Here is a 17,276-nt window from a genome sequence, read left to right on the forward strand (position 1 = left end):
ATTCAATTTCGGAAAGGCTATGGCAGAATGAATCAGATGCCGGAGCCGCATTCGTGAGAGCCGACCCTAGCACCGACTGGCCCCGAGCCACCTACGACGCCCTCCGCGCTGCCGACGTGCGCCACATGGCCTACGTGCCGGACGCCGGGCATTCCACCCTGATCGGCCTTTTCGAGGCGGACGGCGCTGTCGTCTCCAACGTGCTGACGAGTGAGGAGGAGGGGGTCGCGATCGCCTGCGGCTCCTGGCTCGGCGGCACGCGATCGGTCGTTCTCATGCAATCGTCTGGTGTCGGCAACTGCATCAACATGCTGTCGCTGCCCGTACAGGCCCGCATCCCGCTCCTGATGCTGGTGACGATGCGGGGCGAGTGGGACGAGTTCAACCCGTGGCAGGTGCCGATGGGGCGGGCCACCGAAGCCGCATTGACCGCCATCGGCGTCACCGTCCACCGGGCGGAGACAGGCGAGGATGTCGTCGCGACGGTCGAGCAGGCGGCCAGAATGGCATTCGATAGCGACCAGCAGGTGGCCGTGCTGATCGGTCAGCGCCTTCTCGGCAAAAAGAAGTGGTGAGCAGCGTGGACCAGGCCCCCGGCACTTCGACCATGGATCGCCGCGCGGCGGTCGCCCGGCTTTTGGAGGCGCGCGGCGACGCCCTCGTCGTGACCGGCCTCGGCTCGCCGAGCTACGACGTTCATGCCGCCGGCGACCGCGCGGACAACTACTATCTCTGGGGCGCGATGGGCGCCGCCGCGCTCGTCGGCCTCGGCCTCGCCCAGGCGCAGCCCGGCCGTCGGGTGATGGTGATCACCGGCGACGGGGAGCAGCTCATGGCCTTGGGCGCGTTCGCGACCATCGCTGTCGCCAGCCCGCGTAACCTCGACATCATCGTGCTCGACAACGAGCATTTTGGTGAAACCGGAATGCAGGGGAGCCACACCGGCCACGGGATCGATCTCGCCCGAGTCGCGGCCGCGACAGGCTTTGCCGACACGGGTCTCCTGCGAACATTGGCCGACGTCGATGCGCTGTGCGCGCGTCTTGCCATGGCGGCGGAAGGCCCGCGTCTGCATGTCCTGAAGGTCCATGCGGAAAACCTTCCGCGCTCGCTGCCGCCGCGCGACGCCGTGTTCGTGAAGAACCGGTTGCGGGGCCATTTGGGCCTGGCGACCTGCTGATCCGGGCACAGGCTCGCTGACGCGGGGGATGGGGATTCGCACCAGCGCGAGGGCGTTGGCGGCCGGGGATCGCCGCTGAAACGACGCGAGTCGCCGAGCTCAGACGGACGAGGCGTCCGGGATGGGCGGGCGCCCAATCTGCGCGCGCGTGGTGAGGCCGCGGGATGCGGCTTCCTCGCTCCCGGCGAAGGCAGCCTCTCCGTCACCGATCATCGGCTCGGTGCGATCGTGGGGTGCAGACCCATCGCGCCGATCATGCCCGACGTCATTCTCCCGCCGCGGTGTCCAGCGCGGATCCGTCGACCACGACGAGCCTCGTGCCGCGCGAACACGTTTCGATCCGCGCCTCGACGCGCCAGACCTCGCGCAGCAGATCGGGCGTTATGATGGAGGCGGTCTCCCCGCAAGCGACCATCCGCCCGTTCGCGACCACGATGCAGTTGCGGCAATAGCGCATCGCGTGATTGAGGTCGTGCAGGGCGATCAGCACCGCCATGCCCCGGCGCGCGGCAAACGCCTCCATGAACGTCAGAACCTCGATCTGGCGATGGAGGTCGAGCGCGGAGGTCGGCTCGTCCATCAGGAGGACGTTCGGTTCGCGCACCAGCGCCTGCGCGACGGCGACGAGCTGGCGCTGACCGCCCGATAGCGTGCCGAGACCGCGGAAGGCGATATCCTCGATTCTGAGCGCGGCGAGAAGCGCGTCGATCCGCGCGAGCTCGTCGTCGCGCACGCGCCACGATCCGCCCTGCTTGGCCGCCAGCAGCACCGATTCGTAGACCGTCAGCACCGCGTTGGCGCCGGTATCCTGCGGCATATAGGTGATGCGCGCGTGCTCATCGGGGTCGTGGACCGCAGTGACGGTGCCCGGCCCGGCCACAAGGCCGGCGATGCGCTTGAAGAGCGTCGACTTGCCGGCTGCGTTCGGGCCGATCAGCGCGGTGAGCTCGCCGCCCTTCAACGGCGGGGTGGTGATGCCGGAGATTACCTCGGTGCGGCCGTAGCGCGCTCCGACGTCGTCGAGCGTGAGCCTCACCATGCGCGGCGCTTGATCGAGAAGATGAGCGACACGAAGAACGGCACGCCCACCAGTGCGGTGATGACGCCGATGGGCAGGATCGCTCCGGGGATGAGGGATTTGGACACCACCGAGGTGACCGACAGGATGAGCGCGCCCGACAGCATGGCGGCCGGCAGGAAGAAACGCTGGTCCTCGCCGACGAGCATCCGCGCGATGTGCGGGCCGACAAGGCCGATGAAGCCGATGGTGCCGACGAATGAGACGGGAATCGCCGCGAGCAGCGCGACGAGCATCATCGTCTCCAATCGTAGCCGCGAGACCTTCACGCCGAAGCTCGCCGCCTTGTCGTCGCCGAGACGCAACGCCGTCAGCGCCCAGGCATGGCGGGCGAACAGCGGGATCGTGAGGGCGAGGGCGAGCGCTGTGATAGCGACCTTCCCCCACGTCGCTTTCACGAGCGAGCCCATGGTCCAGAACACGATCGCCCCCAAAGCCTGCTCGGACGCGAGATATTGCAGCAGCGCCAGCGCGGCGTTGAACGAGAACACCAGCGCGATCCCGAGGAGCACGATCGTCTCCGTGGTCACGCCCCTGAGGCGGCTGAAGACGTGGATCAGGAGGGCCGTCGCCATCGCCATGATGAAGGCGTTGAGCGGAACCATGTAGGGCGTCAGGGCCGGCACGATGGCAACGCCCAGGACCACCGCGAGCGCAGCGCCGAAGCTCGCAGCGGCCGAGAGGCCGAGGGTGAACGGGCTCGCCAGCGGGTTGGCGAGGATGGTCTGCATCTGCGCCCCGGCGACGGCGAGCGCTGCGCCGACGGTGACGGCCATCAGTGCCACCGGGAGGCGGATCTGCCAGATGACGACGCGGATTTGATTGTCGACTCCGTGTGGGTCGACGAGCGCGCGGAACACGTCTGTGAGGGCGTAGCGGGCTGGCCCCGTCGCAAGGTCGACGGTGACGGAAAGGGCCAGCGCGGCGAGGAGGCCCATCAGCACCACGAAGCGCCAGGCCGTCATGGCGCGGTAGCGCCCGCGCGTCACCATCGCTGGGGAGGAGAGCGCCATCGGTCTCTGCGTCCCGACGCGATCAATCCTTCCCCAAGGAGACGAAATAGCCGGGATCGTAGTCCACCGGGAGGAAGCGCTCGTGCAACATCTCGAAGGTCGCTTCGGGATCGAGGTCGGCGAACAGGTCCGGATGCAGCCACTTCGCCATCTGCTGGATCACGATGAACTGGTAGGGGCTGTTATAAAATTGGTGCCAGACTGCGTGGACGTCGCCGGTCTCCACCGCCTTCACGCCGGTATAGGCCGGGCGCGTCATCAGCGCCTCGAGCTTCTCGCGCGCCTCGTCCGTGTCGGCGTTCGGGCCGAGGCCGACCCACATGCCGCCGGGGCTCGATGCCTCCCAGTTGGCGCCCGTTGCGATCACGACGTCCGGATCGGAGGCGACCACCTGCTCCGGGTTCAGTGTGCCGAAGGTGCCGGGAATGAACGGCTTCGCCATGTTCCGACCGCCGGCCATCTCGACCATCGCGCCGAAATTCTCCGAGCCGAACGACATGCAGCACTCGTCGCTCCAGCCGGCGGCGCGCTCCAGGAAAACGAGGGGGCGGTCGGGATTGGCCTCGGCCAGCCTCTCGGTGACCTTGGCGATCTCGTCGTCGCGGAACGCGATCAGCTCGCTGGCGCGCTCCTCCTCGCCGAGGAGGGTGCCGAGGATTTCAAGGCTCTTCGCAGTGTTGGCGATCGGCGCGTCGCGAAAGTCGATATAGACGAGGGGAATGCCGACCGCCTCGAGCTTGCCGACGAGGCCCATTTCGTCGGTCGCCGCCTTGGCCTCGAGGTTCATGACGACGATGTCCGGTTCGAGGCTGATCGCCTGCTCGATGTCGAACGTGCCGTCTTTGACGCCGCCGAAGGTCGGGATGCCGTCGGCTTCCGGGAATTTGGCGCGGTAGACGGCGTAGGTCTCCGCGTCGTTCTTGATGAGGTCGTCACGCCAACCCACGACGCGGGCGAATGGATTGCCCGTCTCGAGCGCCGCGACCGCATACATGAGCCGCCCCTCGCCGAGGATCATGGGGCCGACCGGCGCCTCGACCGTGACCGTGCGGCCGGCGACGTCGGTGATCGTCACCGGGTCGGCGTTGGCGGGGCTGCAAAGGAACGCGAGACTCGCGACCGCCATCCCGGTCGCCGCGCCGCGGGCCGGTCGCATCGATTTCGCAAGATTGGAGATGATGCTCATGATTTCGCCCCTCGCTTATTCGGGACGATGCTTTATGAGACGAATTGTGAAGCGTCAACGCGGCTGGAATACAAGATAACTTAAAGAATTCTAGAGTGCGTTCGATTAGAACACTTCAAAGTATAAACGAGCGAGGGCAAAAGTGCAGGAGCAGCGTGGCGGCAACTTCGGTCTGCGTGAGGAGATCAAGGCCTACTGGTCAGAGCGCGCGGCGACCTTCGACAGCCATCCGGGCCACGAAATCGGCTCGGCGGCGGAGTGGCGCGCCTGGCATGCGCTCCTCACCCGTCATCTCGGCCCCGGGCAAGGGCGAGCCGCTCTCGACCTGGCGACGGGAACCGCCGTCATCGCCCACCTGATGGACGATCTCGGCTTCCGCGTCACCGGGCTCGACTGGTCCGAGCCCATGCTGGAGCAGGCGCGCGCCAAGGCGGCATTCCGTGGCCGCGACATCGATTTTCTCATGGGTGATGCCGAGTTCACCATGCTGCCCGACGCCTCGTTCGACGTGATCGTCACCCGCCACCTTGTCTGGACGCTGGTGGACCCGCCCGCCGCGTTCCGGGAGTGGCGGCGGGTCTTGCGGCCGGACGGCCGCCTCCTCGTCATCGACGGCGACTTTGTGTCGACGACCCTCCTCGCGCGATTGGCCAGTGTTTTCGAGCGCGCTCGGGGCTGGATGCGGGGTGGCTCCGGCGCCCCGGACGAGGAGGCCGTGCGGCTGGCGCGGGCGCATCGGTCGATCCTCGAGAGGGTTCCATTCGCGCAAGGGGCCAGGGCCGATCGCGTTGCCGGACTTCTCGCCGAGGCTGGCTTCGAGCGCATCGAGGTCGATATGCATCTCGGTCCCATCCATCGCGCCCAAGCCCGAAGGATGACCTTCTTCAAGGGGGCCGATCGCCTGATCCAGCATCGTTACGCGATCCGGGCGGACATGCGATAAGGCCGCCGCCGTTCATCGATGAAACATGCAAAAGCCGCCCGGACGGCCGAGCGGATCTATCTCGCCTCACGCAGCACGATGACGATCCCGCTCGCGGCGATCACCAACGCGCCGACGATGGTCCAGAACGAGGGCACGTCGCTCCAGATCACCCAGCCGAGACCCGTCGCCCAGATCAGCGACGTGTAGTCGAAGGGGGCGACGACCGCGGCCGGCGCCAGTCGAAACGCCTGCCCGATCAACGTGATGCCGAGGCTTCCGCAGACCGCGATCACCACGAGCAGCTTCACGTCGCTCAGCGCGACCGGCGACCAGACCCACAGGGCGAAGGGGGTTGCGTAGATCAGGGGAAACAGGACGACGAACAGCATCATCGTCCATAGCCCTTCGCCCGGTCCGAGCCAGCGGGCGCTGATCATGAACAGCGCATAGACGAACGCCGCCCCCACCGGCAGCAGAGACGCCGGCTGAAACGTCGAGCCACCGGGTTGGACGATGATGAGAACGCCGACGAAGCCGACGATGACAGCGCCCCAGCGGCGCCAGCCGACCGCTTCGCCGAGGAGGGGCACCGAAAGCGCCGTAATGAAAATCGGAGCCGCGAACACCAGGGCCGTGGCCTCTGTCAGTGGGAGGAAGCTGAGGCTGGTGAAATAAAGATACGCGCCGAGAAGCATCAGCAGCCCGCGCACCGCGTGCAGACCCAAATGCGCGGTGCGCAGCGCCCCCGGTCCTCGCAGGAAAAGCACGACCGTAACGATCATCGGGACCGCGATCAGGTTGCGCAGGAAGATGATCTGGATCGGATCGTACCGGTCGGTCAGCACCTTCGCGACCGCGTCGTTCATGACGAGAAAGGCCACACCGGCGCAGATCGTGAGAATTCCTCGCGAAACGTCCTTCGGTTTCATCTTCGACTGCGCACTCATTCTCGGCCCCGCTCGCGATCCCAGTTGCGGGCGTTACCAGATGCGCAGGATCGCGACGAGCCGTGGCGGGGTTCACAAGCTCCGTCTCATCCGAACAGGCGGGCCGTCGGACGCCATGGGGCGATGATATCGGCCGCCTTCATCTCGGTCGCTCGGACACGCGGGGGAGGCCGGGAGGATCCGGCCGCCGACGACCGGCCGGCGAACCATATTGACAAATCGAGGTTTCGTAATACGTAGATCGGTATGGACCTCTTGACCGCCTTCAAAGCCCTCGCGAACCCGATCAGGTTGAAGATTCTCTCCGGCTTGAAAGACCCGGAGCGATCCTTTCCGCCTCAGGATGAAGGAGATGTCGCGGTCGATGGTGTGTGTGTCAGCAGTATCCAGGACGGGATGGGTCTGTCTCAATCGACGACCTCGCAGTACATGAGCGTCCTCTCGAAAGCAGATCTTGTTATCGCGACCCGCCGGGGAAAGTGGACCTATTACAAGCGCAACGAGGTCGCGATCCGTGAGCTGGCGGCGATGATCGGTCGCGATCTCTGACAGGGATCGTCGGCCATAGCGCGCCGTAATGGGTTCAAACGCATCGAAATATCTCGATTTAACGAAAGGTTCTTCGAATGTCCGATACCATGAAAGCCGTCGTCCTCACCCGCTTCGGCGGTCCCGACGCGTTCGAAATACAGACACGTCCCGTCCCGTCGGTCGGTGCGCGGCAGGTCCGCGTGCGCGTCCATGCAACGGCGATCAACCCGCTCGACTATCAGATCCGGCGCGGCGATTATCCCGACTCCGTCCCGCTGCCGGCGGTGATCGGGCACGACGTCTCCGGCGTCGTCGAGAGCGTCGGGGCCGACGTGACGGAGTTCGCGCCGGGTGACGAGGTCTACTATACGCCGAAGATCTTCGGGGACGCCGGATCCTACGCCGAAGTCCATGTCGCCGACGTCGATCTCGTGAGCCGTAAGCCGCGCAACCTGTCGCACGTGGAGGCCGCGAGCCTGACGCTCGTGGGCGGGACCGTCTGGGAAGCCTTCGTGACCCGTGCAGGCCTGCGTGTCGGTGAGACGATCCTCATCCATGGCGGTGCCGGTGGCGTCGGAACGATCGCGATCCAGATTGCGAAAGCCATCGGCGCGCGGGTCATCACGACGGCCCGTTCCGACAATCATGAGTTCGTGCGTGCGCTCGGCGCGGACGATGTGGTCGATTACGCCGCCACCGACTATGTCGACGCCGTGAATGCACTCACCGGCGGGCGAGGGGTCGACGTCGTTTTCGACACGGTCGGCGGTGACACGTTGACGAGGAGCCCGCTCGTTCTCGCGCCCTTCGGACGCGTCGTCTCGATCGTCGATATCGCAGCGCCGCAGAATCTCATCGAAGCCTGGGGGCGGAACGCCTCCTATCACTTCGTGTTCACCCGCCAGAATCGCGGCAAGCTCGACGAGCTGACGAAGCTTGTCGAACGCGGTCTCGTGCGGCCGGTGGTCGGCGCGGTCCTCCCGCTCGAGCGCCTTGGAGAGGGACACGAGATCCTCGAGGCCGGCTCGCGTCGCGGCTTGCGAGGGAAAGTCGTGGTCGACGTCGCGGGCGAGGCCGAGACGCTTGTCCCGCCGCTCGCCGCCGCAGCCTGACCGGCTCGGGCGGTCCGAGGTTCGCTCGGGCCGTCCGGCACCGTCGCCACCGAGCCGACGCACGCCTTCGGCCTCGCCGCGCTCAGCATCGGCGGCGGCCGGTGGTCGGCAGCTACGATGACGGCAGCAATGTCGTCGGCCAGACCGGACTTGCCACCGGCGGCGGCGACACGATCACCGTCACCCATCGCGGCACCATCGTCACCCTCGGCGACAGCGCAGTGGGGATCGCTGCGATCAGCTCCGGCGGCGGCATCGCGCGCAACGACGCGGCGGCCGTGGTCGGGTCGGATGGCGGCGGCAACCCCGTGTTCACCGCCGGCACGCTCCTCGGCGCTCAGGGCTCGTCCGACGCCGTCGCGACGACCGGCGGGCTCGTCACCTTGACCATCGACTGCAGCGTCACGACCGGCGACGCCACCGGAGCGGGGATCGGCGCCATCGGCATCGTCGCGCAGTCGATCGGCGGCTCGGGCGGCATCATCGGCGGCAGGCGGCCGGGCACCGCCATCGGCGATAGCAGCGGCGGCGGCGGCGGCAATGGCGGCTACGCCGACAGCGCGGGCGTGTTCATCGACATTGCGATCGGCGGCAAAGGCGGCGACGGCGGCAACGCGCGCATCTTCTGCAACGGCGACACCGCGCTCACCACGCGCGGCAACCACGCGCCCTCGGTGGAGTTCGGCTTTCGCCGGAGCGTGCTCGATGCGGCGATCCTGCGCGACTATCTCAGTTTCGGCGGGGCGTTCTCCACCGAGGACGAGCGCAGCGTCGATCCCCGCATGGTGATGGCCGGAACCGACGAGACTTTCACCGCCAGGACGGACACGCCGGATGTGCTGGCGACCTTGAAGGCGGGCCTGCAGCTCTACAAGGAAAAGAGTTGGGATGCCCGCGTCGAGTATGAGGTCCACGCGGGCGAGGATTTCGTCAGCCGGGGCGGCCAGCTCACGCTGTCCTACCGCTTCTAGCGCGTTTCGTGACGGCGGCGATCAGCCGACATGGCGAAGAGCCCAAACGCGTATGCAATCGGGTCCTGACAGGACCGCAACACAAACAGAGTGACCCCGATCATCTCACCCGTGCGAACACGATCTCGATCTGCGTTCCGTCCGGGCGGGTAAACTGTTCCGTCATGGTGTCGCCGTCGACCACGAGGCGAAGCTCGCGTGTCGTGCGCACGTTGCCGATCCAGTTGGGGAAGGTCGCTCCTTCGACGCGGTTGCCGCTGAAGGCGCCGTCCGCGTCGACCGTGTAGGTGCCGAACATGCCGATGCTGGACGCCATCGCCGCGCGGTTCTCCGCGTCCGTCCCCTCGCCGCGGACCCCGGAGGCAAAAGGCGGGAGGTCGCCGTTTGTCAGGACCTCCACATAGTGCATGTCCGGCGCGAAGATCAGGAGCCCGCTCGGCCGGTTCCCATAGGCCGCGATACGCGTTCCGTCCGCCCGCTCGATATGGGCGGACACCATGCGCCACGTGCCGACCACCTGGTTCGGGGCCTCCTGCGCCATGGTGGGGGTGGCGGACAGGGTCGCGAGCGCGAAGGCCGCGACGATCGCTCGAAGGCGCGCTCTACGCATCACGATCGGCCCCCCGCGCAACGGTCTCCTGCGCTTCGAGCGCCGCGAGGCGGTCGCGCAGTGCGCCGGATATATTGGTGAACGCCGTCGATGTCAGTGTGAGTCGGAACGCCGGGTTCGCCGCGTCGCCGGCTTCGATCATCGCGTCGACGGTGCGCTCGGCGTCGCCGGTCAGGACGAACGCGCCGCTCGTCATCGCGCGGCGGACGTCGCCGACGGGCGTCGTGTCATAGGCCGGCATCGGCTTCGGCATCGTCAGATTGGCGCCGAAGCTGGTGGCCGTCGGTCCGGGCTGGACGACGACGACGTCGATACCGAACGGGACGACCTCTTGCGCAAGGGACTCGCAGTAGCCTTCGATGCCCCACTTCGTCGCGTGGTAGGACGAGAAGCCCGGGTAGGCGAACTGCCCGCCCTCTGACGAGACCTGCATGATCCGCCCCCCGCCCTGCGCGCGCAGGTGAGGCAGCGCGGCGCGGATCACCGCCATCGCGCCGACGAGATTGGTCGCGACCTGCCGCTCGATGTCGGCGTCGCTCGCCTCCTCGGCCGCGCCGAATAGTCCGTAGCCGGCATTGTTCACGAGGACGTCGATGCGCCCGGCGGCGAACGCCGTATCGACCGTGCGCCGGACGGCCGCACTGTCGGTCACGTCGAGCGGGACGACGGTAAAGGTGGATGGATAGGCGGCGGCGAGATCGTCCAGCGCGCCGGTGCGGCGGGCCGTGCCGACGACGCGGTCGCCGCGGGTGAGCAGCGTCTCCGCCATGATCCGCCCGAGACCGGCGGACGCGCCGGTGATGAACCAGGTCTTCATTGGTGGTGGTCTCCGTGATGGCGGACAATTGGCGCTGGCACGGGCGTGCGATAAGGCAGCACAATCGAGATGACTTGGTGAAGGATCGCCACCAATGGGGACGCCACGCCTCGCCGACCTGAAGGCGTTCGCCGCCGTCGCGCGACATCGCAGCTTTCGGGAGGCGGCGGACGCGTTGGGCCTGTCGCGCTCGGCACTGTCTCACATGGTGATCGGGCTCGAGCGCGAACTCGGCGCGCGCCTTCTGAACCGCACCACGCGCAGCGTCGCGCCGACCGAGGCCGGCGAGAGGCTGGTGCGCCGCCTCGAACCGCTGCTCGCCGACCTCGATGCGGCGCTCGATCTCACCGCAGATGCGGCCAGCGGCACGGTGCGGATCAATTGCATGGAATCTGCCGCGGAAATGCTGCTGTCCGACGTCGTGCCGGCGGTCCTCGAGCACCATCCGCATGTGGCGGTCGACATCGCGACCGAAGGCCGCCTCGTCGACATCGTCGCCGCGGGCTTCGATGCCGGCGTGCGGCTGCGCGAGAGTGTCCCGCAGGACATGATCGCCGTTCCGTTCGGCGGCGACGCGCGGTTCCTCGCGGTGGCCGCGCCGTCCTACCTTTCGGCGCGCGGGACGCCGACGGTGCCCGACGATCTCGCCGGTCATAGCTGCATCCGCCAGCGCCTCGGCAGCGGCAAACTCTATCGCTGGGAGTTTGCGCGGCACGGCGTCGAGAGCCGGGTCGACGTCCCTGGCGTTCTGACGCTCGACAACAATCGCCTGATGGTGGCGGCGGCACGCGACGGGCTCGGCATCGCCTACGTGCCCGAGCATTTTGCCCGCGCGGCGCTACGCGAAGGTAGCCTCGTCACGGTGCTTCCCGACTGGTGTCCGCCAATTCCGGGGCTGTGCCTCTATTATCCGGGAAACCGGCACGTGCCGGCACCGCTGCGGGCTTTCGTCGACGTGCTGAAGCGCTCAGCCCTGGTGCGGGGCGATCAGGTCGGAGATCGCCTGTGAGGCCATGATCGCGCGGGGAAACACTACCAGGATGACCACAATATGCGCGATCTCGCGAACCGCCGCCGCCGTGGCGCCGTGGTTGAGGGCGAAGCTGGCATAAATCTTCAGATAATCCGCGAGGCCCCACACCACGGATGCCGCGGCGAGCGCGACCCATGGCCTCGTTCGGGCCGACACCAAGATGATGACGCAGATCGCTGCCGAGCGACCGGGCGTGCCCACCGCCGTCTCCCTCTCGCCCGGCTCGCGACCGCCATTTACCAAGCCAAGGGGAGGCGCCCGGGCGGCCTGTCGCTCCACCGAGGAGCCGGAACGGTCGCCGTTCAGCACGCCTTCAGTGCGGCGACGAGGGCGGTCACCTGCCGTTTGATATCGTCCCGCCCGGCCGGCTTGCCCCGCACGACCATCCGCCAATAAAGCGGCGAGGGGATGAGGTCGAGCGCGAGGTCGCGGTCGATCGTGGCAGGGATCTCGCCCCGCGCGACGGCGCGGTCGAGCAGCGCTTCGCCGAGAGCCCGCCGCGCCGCCGCGATGCGATCCAGCACCGCGGCGAGGTCGCCGGAGCGGATGCGTTCGGCGGCGAGGTCCGGCACGATCCGGCGCACCAGTGGATGGCGCAAAGCGAGGCGTGTCTTCGTGAGGTAGGCGGTGATGTCCGCCTCCAGCGACCCGTGGTCGGAGAACTCGCCCAGCCCGACGGCGACGCGCTCGATCGCTTCGGACGCAAACTCGCGCTTGCCCGGCCAGCGCCGGTAGATCGCGGCCTTGCCTGCGCCCGCCCGTGCCGCGACACGCTCCAGGCTGATGGCGGCGTATCCGACGTTCGCCCACTCTTCGAAGAAGGCTCGGACAAGCGCCGTGGTGAGGTCGGACCGGATCAGCGCGGCACCACTCGGCTTTCGTCGCTTCCGATCGTCGATACTCTTGCGTTCCATCCATCGCGCCCCATCTCTACCGGAACGCCGGAACGATAGCGTTCCATCCAACCCGAGGGAACACCATGAGCAGCCCACACGACCAGTTCCCCAGCCTTTCCGCCCTTCTGCGCGAAGGCCTCGGCGAGGCGTTGGCGCCGGGCGCGGAGACGCTGCTCGACATGATGACCGATGATGTTTCGTTCGAATTCCCGTTCTCCGTCCCGGGCGGGATCGAAATCATCGACGGCAAGGCAGCGCTGGAGGCGTATCTGCCGAAGGTCGGCGAACTCTTCACCATCGAGGCGCTCACGCTTGAACGTGCGTTCGTGTCGAGCGACGGCCATAACGGCGTGCTCGAGTTCACCTCGAAGGCCTACGCCAACGCGACCGGAGCGCGCTACGACCAAACCTATGTCTCGGTCGTCGACCTGCGGGACGGGTTGATCAGCCGCTACAAGGATTACTGGAACCCCCTCGTCGTGCTGTCCGCCACGGGCGGCGCGGACGCGGTGAACAGCGTCCTGAAGGGCGCAAACGCGGATGCGTGACGCCCTGTCGGCGCTGGGTCCGACCATCGAACGGAGCCCCTCGTGAGAGCAGCAATCTATAGCGAATGCGGGACGCCCGACGTCCTGCGCACCGTCGACATTGCGGACCCCGAACCCGGCCCGGACGAAGTCCTGATCGACGTCGCGGCGATCTCGATCGAGGGCGGCGACCTCATTCGGCGTCGAACAACGCCACCGCCGCGCAAGAATTACGTCGTCGGATATGCGTCGGCGGGAACGGTGATCGCGGTCGGAGCGGCGGTGACGACCCGTGTGGTCGGCGACAGGGTGACGGCCTTCGCCAGTGAGGGATCGCACGCCGCCTTGCGCGCCGTTCCCGAGGCGCAGACCTGGCGCGTGCCGGACGGCCTCGACTTTGCCCGCGCGGCGGCGGTGCCGATCTCGTTCGGCACCGCCCATCACTGCCTCTTCGCCCGCGGCGCCCTGAAGGCGGGGGAGACGGTTCTCATTCAGGCCGGCGCGGGCGGCGTCGGGATCGCGGCGATCCAGCTCGCCAAGCGGGCCGGTGCGACGGTCGTCGCCGTATCCAGCGGGGCCGACCGGCTGGCGAGGCTCACCGCGATCGGGGCCGACCACGTCGTCGACCACCGGAGCGACGACGTCGTCGCGGCGGTCACCGCAGCGACGGGCGGCCAGGGCGCCGATCTCGTGGTCGATCCGGTCGGCACGACGTTGGAGACCTCGCTTCGCGCGCTGCGGCCCGAAGGGCGGTTGGTCTTCGTCGGTAACGCCGGCGGCGGGACGCTGAACCCCGACCTGTGGCCGGCGATGGCCGCCAATCAGTCGCTCCTCGGCGTCTTCATGGGGCCGCTCTACACCCGCCCGGAGGTCGGCGTGACGGTGGATCATATGCTCGCCGACGCCGCCGGCGGCTCGCTCGAGGTGGTGATCGACCGAACGTTCGCCCTCGAGGACGCGGCAGAGGCGCATGACCACGCCGAGCGGGGCCGGCCGTTCGGGCGAGTCGTCATGCAGCCCTGATTGCGGCGGCTAGGGCAGGCAGGAGATGAGCATGCCCGATCCGGCGCAGAACAAGGGGCATGTCTTGACGACGCCTGGCGCCGTCGATTGTGACCTCAGGCCGCCTTGTCGGAACCGGTCATGTGTCGCCGCGATATGAGCCTCGCGACTTCGCTCATATGATCCGTGCCCCAGGCACAGAGCGGGCCGAGCGCTATCGCGAGCGACTGGCCGAAATCGGTGAGGGAGTACTCGACCTTCGGCGGTATCTCCTGAAAATCCCGCCGATTGACGATCCCATCCGCCTCCAGCTCCTTCAGTTGCTGGGTGAGAACCTTGTCGCTGACCTTGCCGATGGCGCGGCGCAGCGCCCCGTAGCGCCGGGTCTCGTGGGCGAGGTGGAAGAGGATCAACGGCTTCCACTTGCCACCGATGGCGGCCAGTGAGGCATCCAATCCGCAGGTGAATTCGGGTTCCTTCATTCTCGGAGGCTCCGCAAAGGCACTTACCAAAAGGTGCATACTGGAAGAAAGAAAAGCAAGCCTCCAAGTTCGGTCGACTTCGTTTCAAGGAGATCGAGATGGGTAGGCTTCAAGGCAAAGTCGCTGTCATCACCGGCGGCAACAGCGGCATCGGACTGGCGACGGCCAAACGCTTCGTTGCGGAGGGTGCGGAGGTGTTCATCACCGGCCGTCGCCAGGAGGAGCTGGACAGGGCAGCCGAGTCGATCGGCGCCGGCGTGACCGCGATCCAAGGTGACGTCTCGCGCCTTGAGGATCTCGACCGGCTGTTCGATGTCGTGCGGGAGACGAGCGGTCGCATCGATGTGCTGTTCGCCAACGCCGGCCTCGGCAGCTTCGAGCCGCTCGGCGCCATCGAGGAGGCGTCGTTCGATCTGACGTTCGGCGTCAACGTCAAGGGGACGCTGTTCACGGTGCAGAAAGCGCTGCCGCTCATGTCGACCGGCGGGTCCATCATCCTCACGGGATCGACCACGGGCTCGACAGGGACGCCGACGTTCAGTGTCTATAGCGCGACAAAGGCCGCGATCCGAAACTTCGCCCGAAGCTGGGCCCTCGACCTGAAGGGGACAGGTATCCGCGTCAACGTGCTCTCTCCCGGCCCGACCGAAACTCCTGGCCTCAAGGGCCTGGCGAAGCCCGGAGGGGAAGATGCCTTTCTTCAAGGCTTCGCAACTGAGGTCCCGCTAGGGCGCCTCGGGCATCCCGAGGAGACCGCGGCGGTGGCACTGTTCCTGGCCTCGGACGACAGCAGCTTCATGACCGGCAGCGAAGTCTTCGTCGACGGCGGATCGGCTCAAGTCTGACGCTCCAATAGCCCGAAGCCGGGCGGCACGATCCCGAAACCCGTAACGAACAATGGCCTTCGCATGTCAGCAAGCGCACCGCCCAATCCCATCGTCCGAGATGGTGAGATATCGATCGGCCTGATCGCGCCGGTCCGCCGTGCGTCCGCGACGTCGATCGACTTCCGCGAACAGGTCGACATCGCCGCTGAAGCCGATGCGCTCGGGTTCGCTGCTTGGTGGGTCCGGGACGTGCCGCTCAACGGCTCCTGGTATCCGGAGGAATTCGGTCATCTCGATCCGTTCGTCGCGCTCGGCGCCGTCGCGGCGCGGACCCGGCGGATCGCGTTCGGCACCGCGGCCACGGTGCTGCCACTGCGCCACGCGCTTCATGTGGCGAAGGCCGCGGCATCGCTGCAGGCACTCTCCGGCGAGCGTCTCCTGCTCGGCCTCGGCGCCGGAGACCGGCCGCAGGAGTTCGCCGCCTTCGGCGAGAGCCTCGAGGACCGGGGGGCCACCTTCCGCGAGCGCTGGGCCGTGCTCGCGGCGGCGCTCCGGTCTCCCGAGGCCCTCACGATGCTGGGCGAGGACTACGACCTTCACCCGGCCCCCTTCGCGCCGCCGCCACTCTACGCGATCGGCTCCGCCGGGCAGACCGTCGACTGGATCGCCCGAAACGCCGGCGGCTGGTTCACCTATCACCGGGAGCCCGCCGGCCAGCGCGACCGACACGCCATCTGGCGGTCCGCCGTCGAGCGGCACGCGGCGGACGCGTTCCGCGCCTTCGGCGTCGCCGTCCAGATCGAACTCACGGACGAGAGCGGCCCGGCGGCGCCTATCGATCTCGGTTACCGCACCGGCGTCCAGGGCCTCACAAACATCATCGACGAGCAGCGGCGGATCGGTGTTCACCATCTCATCATAAGCCTTCGCCCGACCGCGACGGGCCCGGATGAAGCAATCGCCCGTGTCGCCGAAGCCGCTCGAAATGCCGGCGCCATGGATCCCTCGCCGCAGGCGCAGACGGAAGCGGGATCGGGACTGGCCGGGAGCGAGGCCGAGCAAAGCACCTGACGAGGCGGCGACGGCTTCGCCTTCCGGCCAGGACGACACGGGCGAGGGTGGAACACACGGCGGTCGGGGTGTTTTGCCGGCCGCGGGGCAGACCGTCAGCCGCCGGGCGCGTCTTGTGCTCGCCGCGTGGACATCCGGTCAACGAGGAAATCGATCAGGACGCGGTTGCGCGCCGGCATCATCGCACCGCCAATATAGACGGCGTGAAGCGCCTCCCGGTCGCGCGGATTGAAGTCTTCGAGCACCGCCACCAGACGACCGCTCGCCAGGTGCTCGGCGACGTGGAAGGTGCCGACCCGTGTGACGCCATGGCCATCGAGCGCGAGTTGCACGAGTGTTTCACCGCTGTTGGCGGTGATTGTGCCGCCGACCCGTAGGGCCGTGGTGCGCTCGCCGTCGCGAAACAGCCATCCCGCCTCGGCGCGCCGGAAGCCGAAGTCGAGACAGTTGTGCCGGGCGAGGTCGGCCGGCACCAGAGGCGTCCCTTCCCGGGCGAGATAGGCCGGCGACGCAACCACCGACTGGCCGGTCTCGCCGAGCCGTCGCGCGGTGAGCGGACTGTCAGCGAGCGGCCCCGACCGGATCGCGATGTCGACCTCGCCCCCCATGACGTCGGCGATTTCATCGCTGACGTCGAGATCGAGCGTGATGCCCGGATAAAGGGTCACGAATTCGGCCAGCAGCGGCACGAGGACCAGGCGGGCATAGGCTGCGGGCATCGTCATGCGGATCCGCCCGCGCGGGCACCCCTGGTCGGCGATCGACCGCTCCGCCTCGTCGATCTCGGCGAGGATGCGCCGCGCCGAACGCGCATAGTCCTCGCCTTCCGACGTCAGGCGGAGCCGGCGCGTCGTGCGGACGATGAGCTGCACCCCGAGCCGCGATTCGAGCCGCGCGACGATCCGGCTGACGGCCGACGGCGTCAGGTCGAGCGCGCGCGCGGCCGCCGATAGGCTTCCCTCCCGCACGACCGCGACGAAGGTCGCCATTTCGGCTGTTCGATCGACCCCGTCTCGATTCATTCGTGATCTCCGCGCACAGATGTTGGTCTCAGATCGCGACTACCGG

The 17,276-nt window shown here is 67.6% G+C and carries 21 protein-coding genes; 11 read left to right on the forward strand and 10 right to left on the reverse strand.

Translation table 11 applies throughout. The features are described from left to right. Window positions 1–53: 53 nt before the first annotated feature. Both L1787_RS11535 and L1787_RS11540 read left to right on the forward strand, forming a co-directional pair. On the forward strand, window positions 54–575 hold the full coding sequence (locus L1787_RS11535) for a thiamine pyrophosphate-binding protein (RefSeq protein WP_235708993.1): 522 nt from the start codon (window positions 54–56) through the stop codon (window positions 573–575). Window positions 576–607: 32 nt separating this feature from the next. Next, window positions 608–1,180, forward strand: a complete 573-nt coding sequence (locus L1787_RS11540; RefSeq protein WP_235709109.1) for a thiamine pyrophosphate-dependent enzyme — start codon at window positions 608–610, stop codon at window positions 1,178–1,180. 265 nt (window positions 1,181–1,445) lie between these two features. Here L1787_RS11540 and L1787_RS11545 read toward each other — a convergent pair whose 3' ends face one another. The 3 genes from L1787_RS11545 to L1787_RS11555 are packed head-to-tail and all read right to left on the reverse strand — an operon-like array spanning window position 1,446 to window position 4,397. Continuing rightward, entirely contained in the window at window positions 1,446–2,219 is a 774-nt protein-coding gene (locus L1787_RS11545) for an ABC transporter ATP-binding protein (protein WP_235708995.1), read from the reverse strand. Beyond that, complete coding sequence (locus L1787_RS11550; protein WP_235709001.1) at window positions 2,213–3,271, reverse strand: FecCD family ABC transporter permease; 1,059 nt, start codon at window positions 3,269–3,271, stop codon at window positions 2,213–2,215. The genes L1787_RS11545 and L1787_RS11550 overlap by 7 nt, the downstream gene beginning before the upstream one ends. Before the next feature lie 22 nt (window positions 3,272–3,293). Next, a complete protein-coding gene (locus L1787_RS11555; RefSeq protein ID WP_439648284.1) occupies window positions 3,294–4,397 on the reverse strand; it encodes an ABC transporter substrate-binding protein in 1,104 nt (367 codons plus the stop codon). Window positions 4,398–4,599: 202 nt separating this feature from the next. Here L1787_RS11555 and L1787_RS11560 point away from each other — a divergent pair, with 202 nt between their 5' ends. After that, window positions 4,600–5,400 (forward strand): class I SAM-dependent methyltransferase, encoded by an 801-nt coding sequence (locus tag L1787_RS11560; protein WP_235709002.1) that lies wholly within the window; start codon window positions 4,600–4,602, stop codon window positions 5,398–5,400. 56 nt (window positions 5,401–5,456) lie between these two features. Here L1787_RS11560 and L1787_RS11565 read toward each other — a convergent pair whose 3' ends face one another. Further along, on the reverse strand, window positions 5,457–6,329 hold the full coding sequence (locus L1787_RS11565) for a DMT family transporter (protein WP_235709004.1): 873 nt from the start codon (window positions 6,327–6,329) through the stop codon (window positions 5,457–5,459). Window positions 6,330–6,575: 246 nt separating this feature from the next. On the opposite strand from L1787_RS11565, the gene L1787_RS11570 reads away from it, so the two are divergent. The 3 genes from L1787_RS11570 to L1787_RS11580 all read left to right on the forward strand — a co-directional run bounded on the left by L1787_RS11570 (window position 6,576) and on the right by L1787_RS11580 (window position 8,943). After that, entirely contained in the window at window positions 6,576–6,878 is a 303-nt protein-coding gene (locus tag L1787_RS11570) for an ArsR/SmtB family transcription factor (protein ID WP_235709006.1), read from the forward strand. 77 nt (window positions 6,879–6,955) lie between these two features. Then, window positions 6,956–7,972 (forward strand): zinc-dependent alcohol dehydrogenase family protein, encoded by a 1,017-nt coding sequence (locus L1787_RS11575; RefSeq protein ID WP_235709008.1) that lies wholly within the window; start codon window positions 6,956–6,958, stop codon window positions 7,970–7,972. A 101-nt stretch (window positions 7,973–8,073) separates the two neighbouring features. After that, window positions 8,074–8,943 carry a hypothetical protein gene (locus tag L1787_RS11580; RefSeq protein WP_235709122.1) on the forward strand — a complete coding sequence of 290 codons (870 nt, stop codon included), beginning with the start codon at window positions 8,074–8,076 and terminating at the stop codon, window positions 8,941–8,943. A 100-nt stretch (window positions 8,944–9,043) separates the two neighbouring features. Here the strand turns inward: L1787_RS11580 and L1787_RS11585 are convergent, their stop codons facing one another. Together L1787_RS11585 and L1787_RS11590 are read right to left on the reverse strand one after the other, a co-directional pair. Further along, complete coding sequence (locus tag L1787_RS11585; RefSeq protein ID WP_235709010.1) at window positions 9,044–9,553, reverse strand: lipocalin-like domain-containing protein; 510 nt, start codon at window positions 9,551–9,553, stop codon at window positions 9,044–9,046. After that, window positions 9,546–10,370, reverse strand: coding sequence for an SDR family oxidoreductase (locus L1787_RS11590; protein WP_235709012.1), 825 nt, complete (start codon window positions 10,368–10,370; stop codon window positions 9,546–9,548). Before L1787_RS11590 ends, L1787_RS11585 begins: the two co-directional genes overlap by 8 nt. 94 nt (window positions 10,371–10,464) lie before the next feature. Between L1787_RS11590 and L1787_RS11595 the strand changes: the two genes are divergently transcribed. Continuing rightward, window positions 10,465–11,379 carry a LysR family transcriptional regulator gene (locus tag L1787_RS11595; protein ID WP_235709013.1) on the forward strand — a complete coding sequence of 305 codons (915 nt, stop codon included), beginning with the start codon at window positions 10,465–10,467 and terminating at the stop codon, window positions 11,377–11,379. Here L1787_RS11595 and L1787_RS11600 read toward each other — a convergent pair. Continuing rightward, window positions 11,338–11,604 carry a carboxymuconolactone decarboxylase family protein gene (locus L1787_RS11600; protein ID WP_235709014.1) on the reverse strand — a complete coding sequence of 89 codons (267 nt, stop codon included), beginning with the start codon at window positions 11,602–11,604 and terminating at the stop codon, window positions 11,338–11,340. The two genes, L1787_RS11595 and L1787_RS11600, sit on opposite strands and share 42 nt — an antisense overlap. Before the next feature lie 101 nt (window positions 11,605–11,705). Continuing rightward, window positions 11,706–12,317 carry a TetR-like C-terminal domain-containing protein gene (locus tag L1787_RS11605; RefSeq protein ID WP_235709015.1) on the reverse strand — a complete coding sequence of 204 codons (612 nt, stop codon included), beginning with the start codon at window positions 12,315–12,317 and terminating at the stop codon, window positions 11,706–11,708. A gap of 65 nt (window positions 12,318–12,382) precedes the next feature. Between L1787_RS11605 and L1787_RS11610 the strand changes: the two genes are divergently transcribed. Together L1787_RS11610 and L1787_RS11615 are read left to right on the forward strand one after the other, a co-directional pair. Further along, window positions 12,383–12,847 carry a nuclear transport factor 2 family protein gene (locus tag L1787_RS11610; protein ID WP_235709016.1) on the forward strand — a complete coding sequence of 155 codons (465 nt, stop codon included), beginning with the start codon at window positions 12,383–12,385 and terminating at the stop codon, window positions 12,845–12,847. Between the two features lie 42 nt (window positions 12,848–12,889). Beyond that, window positions 12,890–13,849 (forward strand): quinone oxidoreductase family protein, encoded by a 960-nt coding sequence (locus L1787_RS11615; protein WP_235709017.1) that lies wholly within the window; start codon window positions 12,890–12,892, stop codon window positions 13,847–13,849. Window positions 13,850–13,944: 95 nt separating this feature from the next. Here the strand turns inward: L1787_RS11615 and L1787_RS11620 are convergent, their stop codons facing one another. Next, complete coding sequence (locus L1787_RS11620) at window positions 13,945–14,310, reverse strand: winged helix-turn-helix transcriptional regulator (protein WP_235709018.1); 366 nt, start codon at window positions 14,308–14,310, stop codon at window positions 13,945–13,947. A 98-nt stretch (window positions 14,311–14,408) separates the two neighbouring features. Between L1787_RS11620 and L1787_RS11625 the strand changes: the two genes are divergently transcribed. Together L1787_RS11625 and L1787_RS11630 are read left to right on the forward strand one after the other, a co-directional pair. Continuing rightward, window positions 14,409–15,155 carry an SDR family NAD(P)-dependent oxidoreductase gene (locus tag L1787_RS11625; RefSeq protein WP_235709019.1) on the forward strand — a complete coding sequence of 249 codons (747 nt, stop codon included), beginning with the start codon at window positions 14,409–14,411 and terminating at the stop codon, window positions 15,153–15,155. A gap of 63 nt (window positions 15,156–15,218) precedes the next feature. Further along, on the forward strand, window positions 15,219–16,208 hold the full coding sequence (locus tag L1787_RS11630) for an LLM class flavin-dependent oxidoreductase (protein ID WP_235709020.1): 990 nt from the start codon (window positions 15,219–15,221) through the stop codon (window positions 16,206–16,208). Window positions 16,209–16,303: 95 nt separating this feature from the next. Here L1787_RS11630 and L1787_RS11635 read toward each other — a convergent pair whose 3' ends face one another. Continuing rightward, the gene (locus L1787_RS11635; RefSeq protein WP_439648279.1) at window positions 16,304–17,230 is read right to left on the reverse strand and encodes a LysR family transcriptional regulator; all 927 of its coding nucleotides are present in this window, start codon (window positions 17,228–17,230) and stop codon (window positions 16,304–16,306) included. Between the last annotated feature and the right edge of the window lie 46 nt (window positions 17,231–17,276).

Origin of the sequence: Acuticoccus kalidii (genome assembly GCF_021556395.1) — a bacterium.
GTDB lineage: Bacteria > Pseudomonadota > Alphaproteobacteria > Rhizobiales > Amorphaceae > Acuticoccus > Acuticoccus kalidii.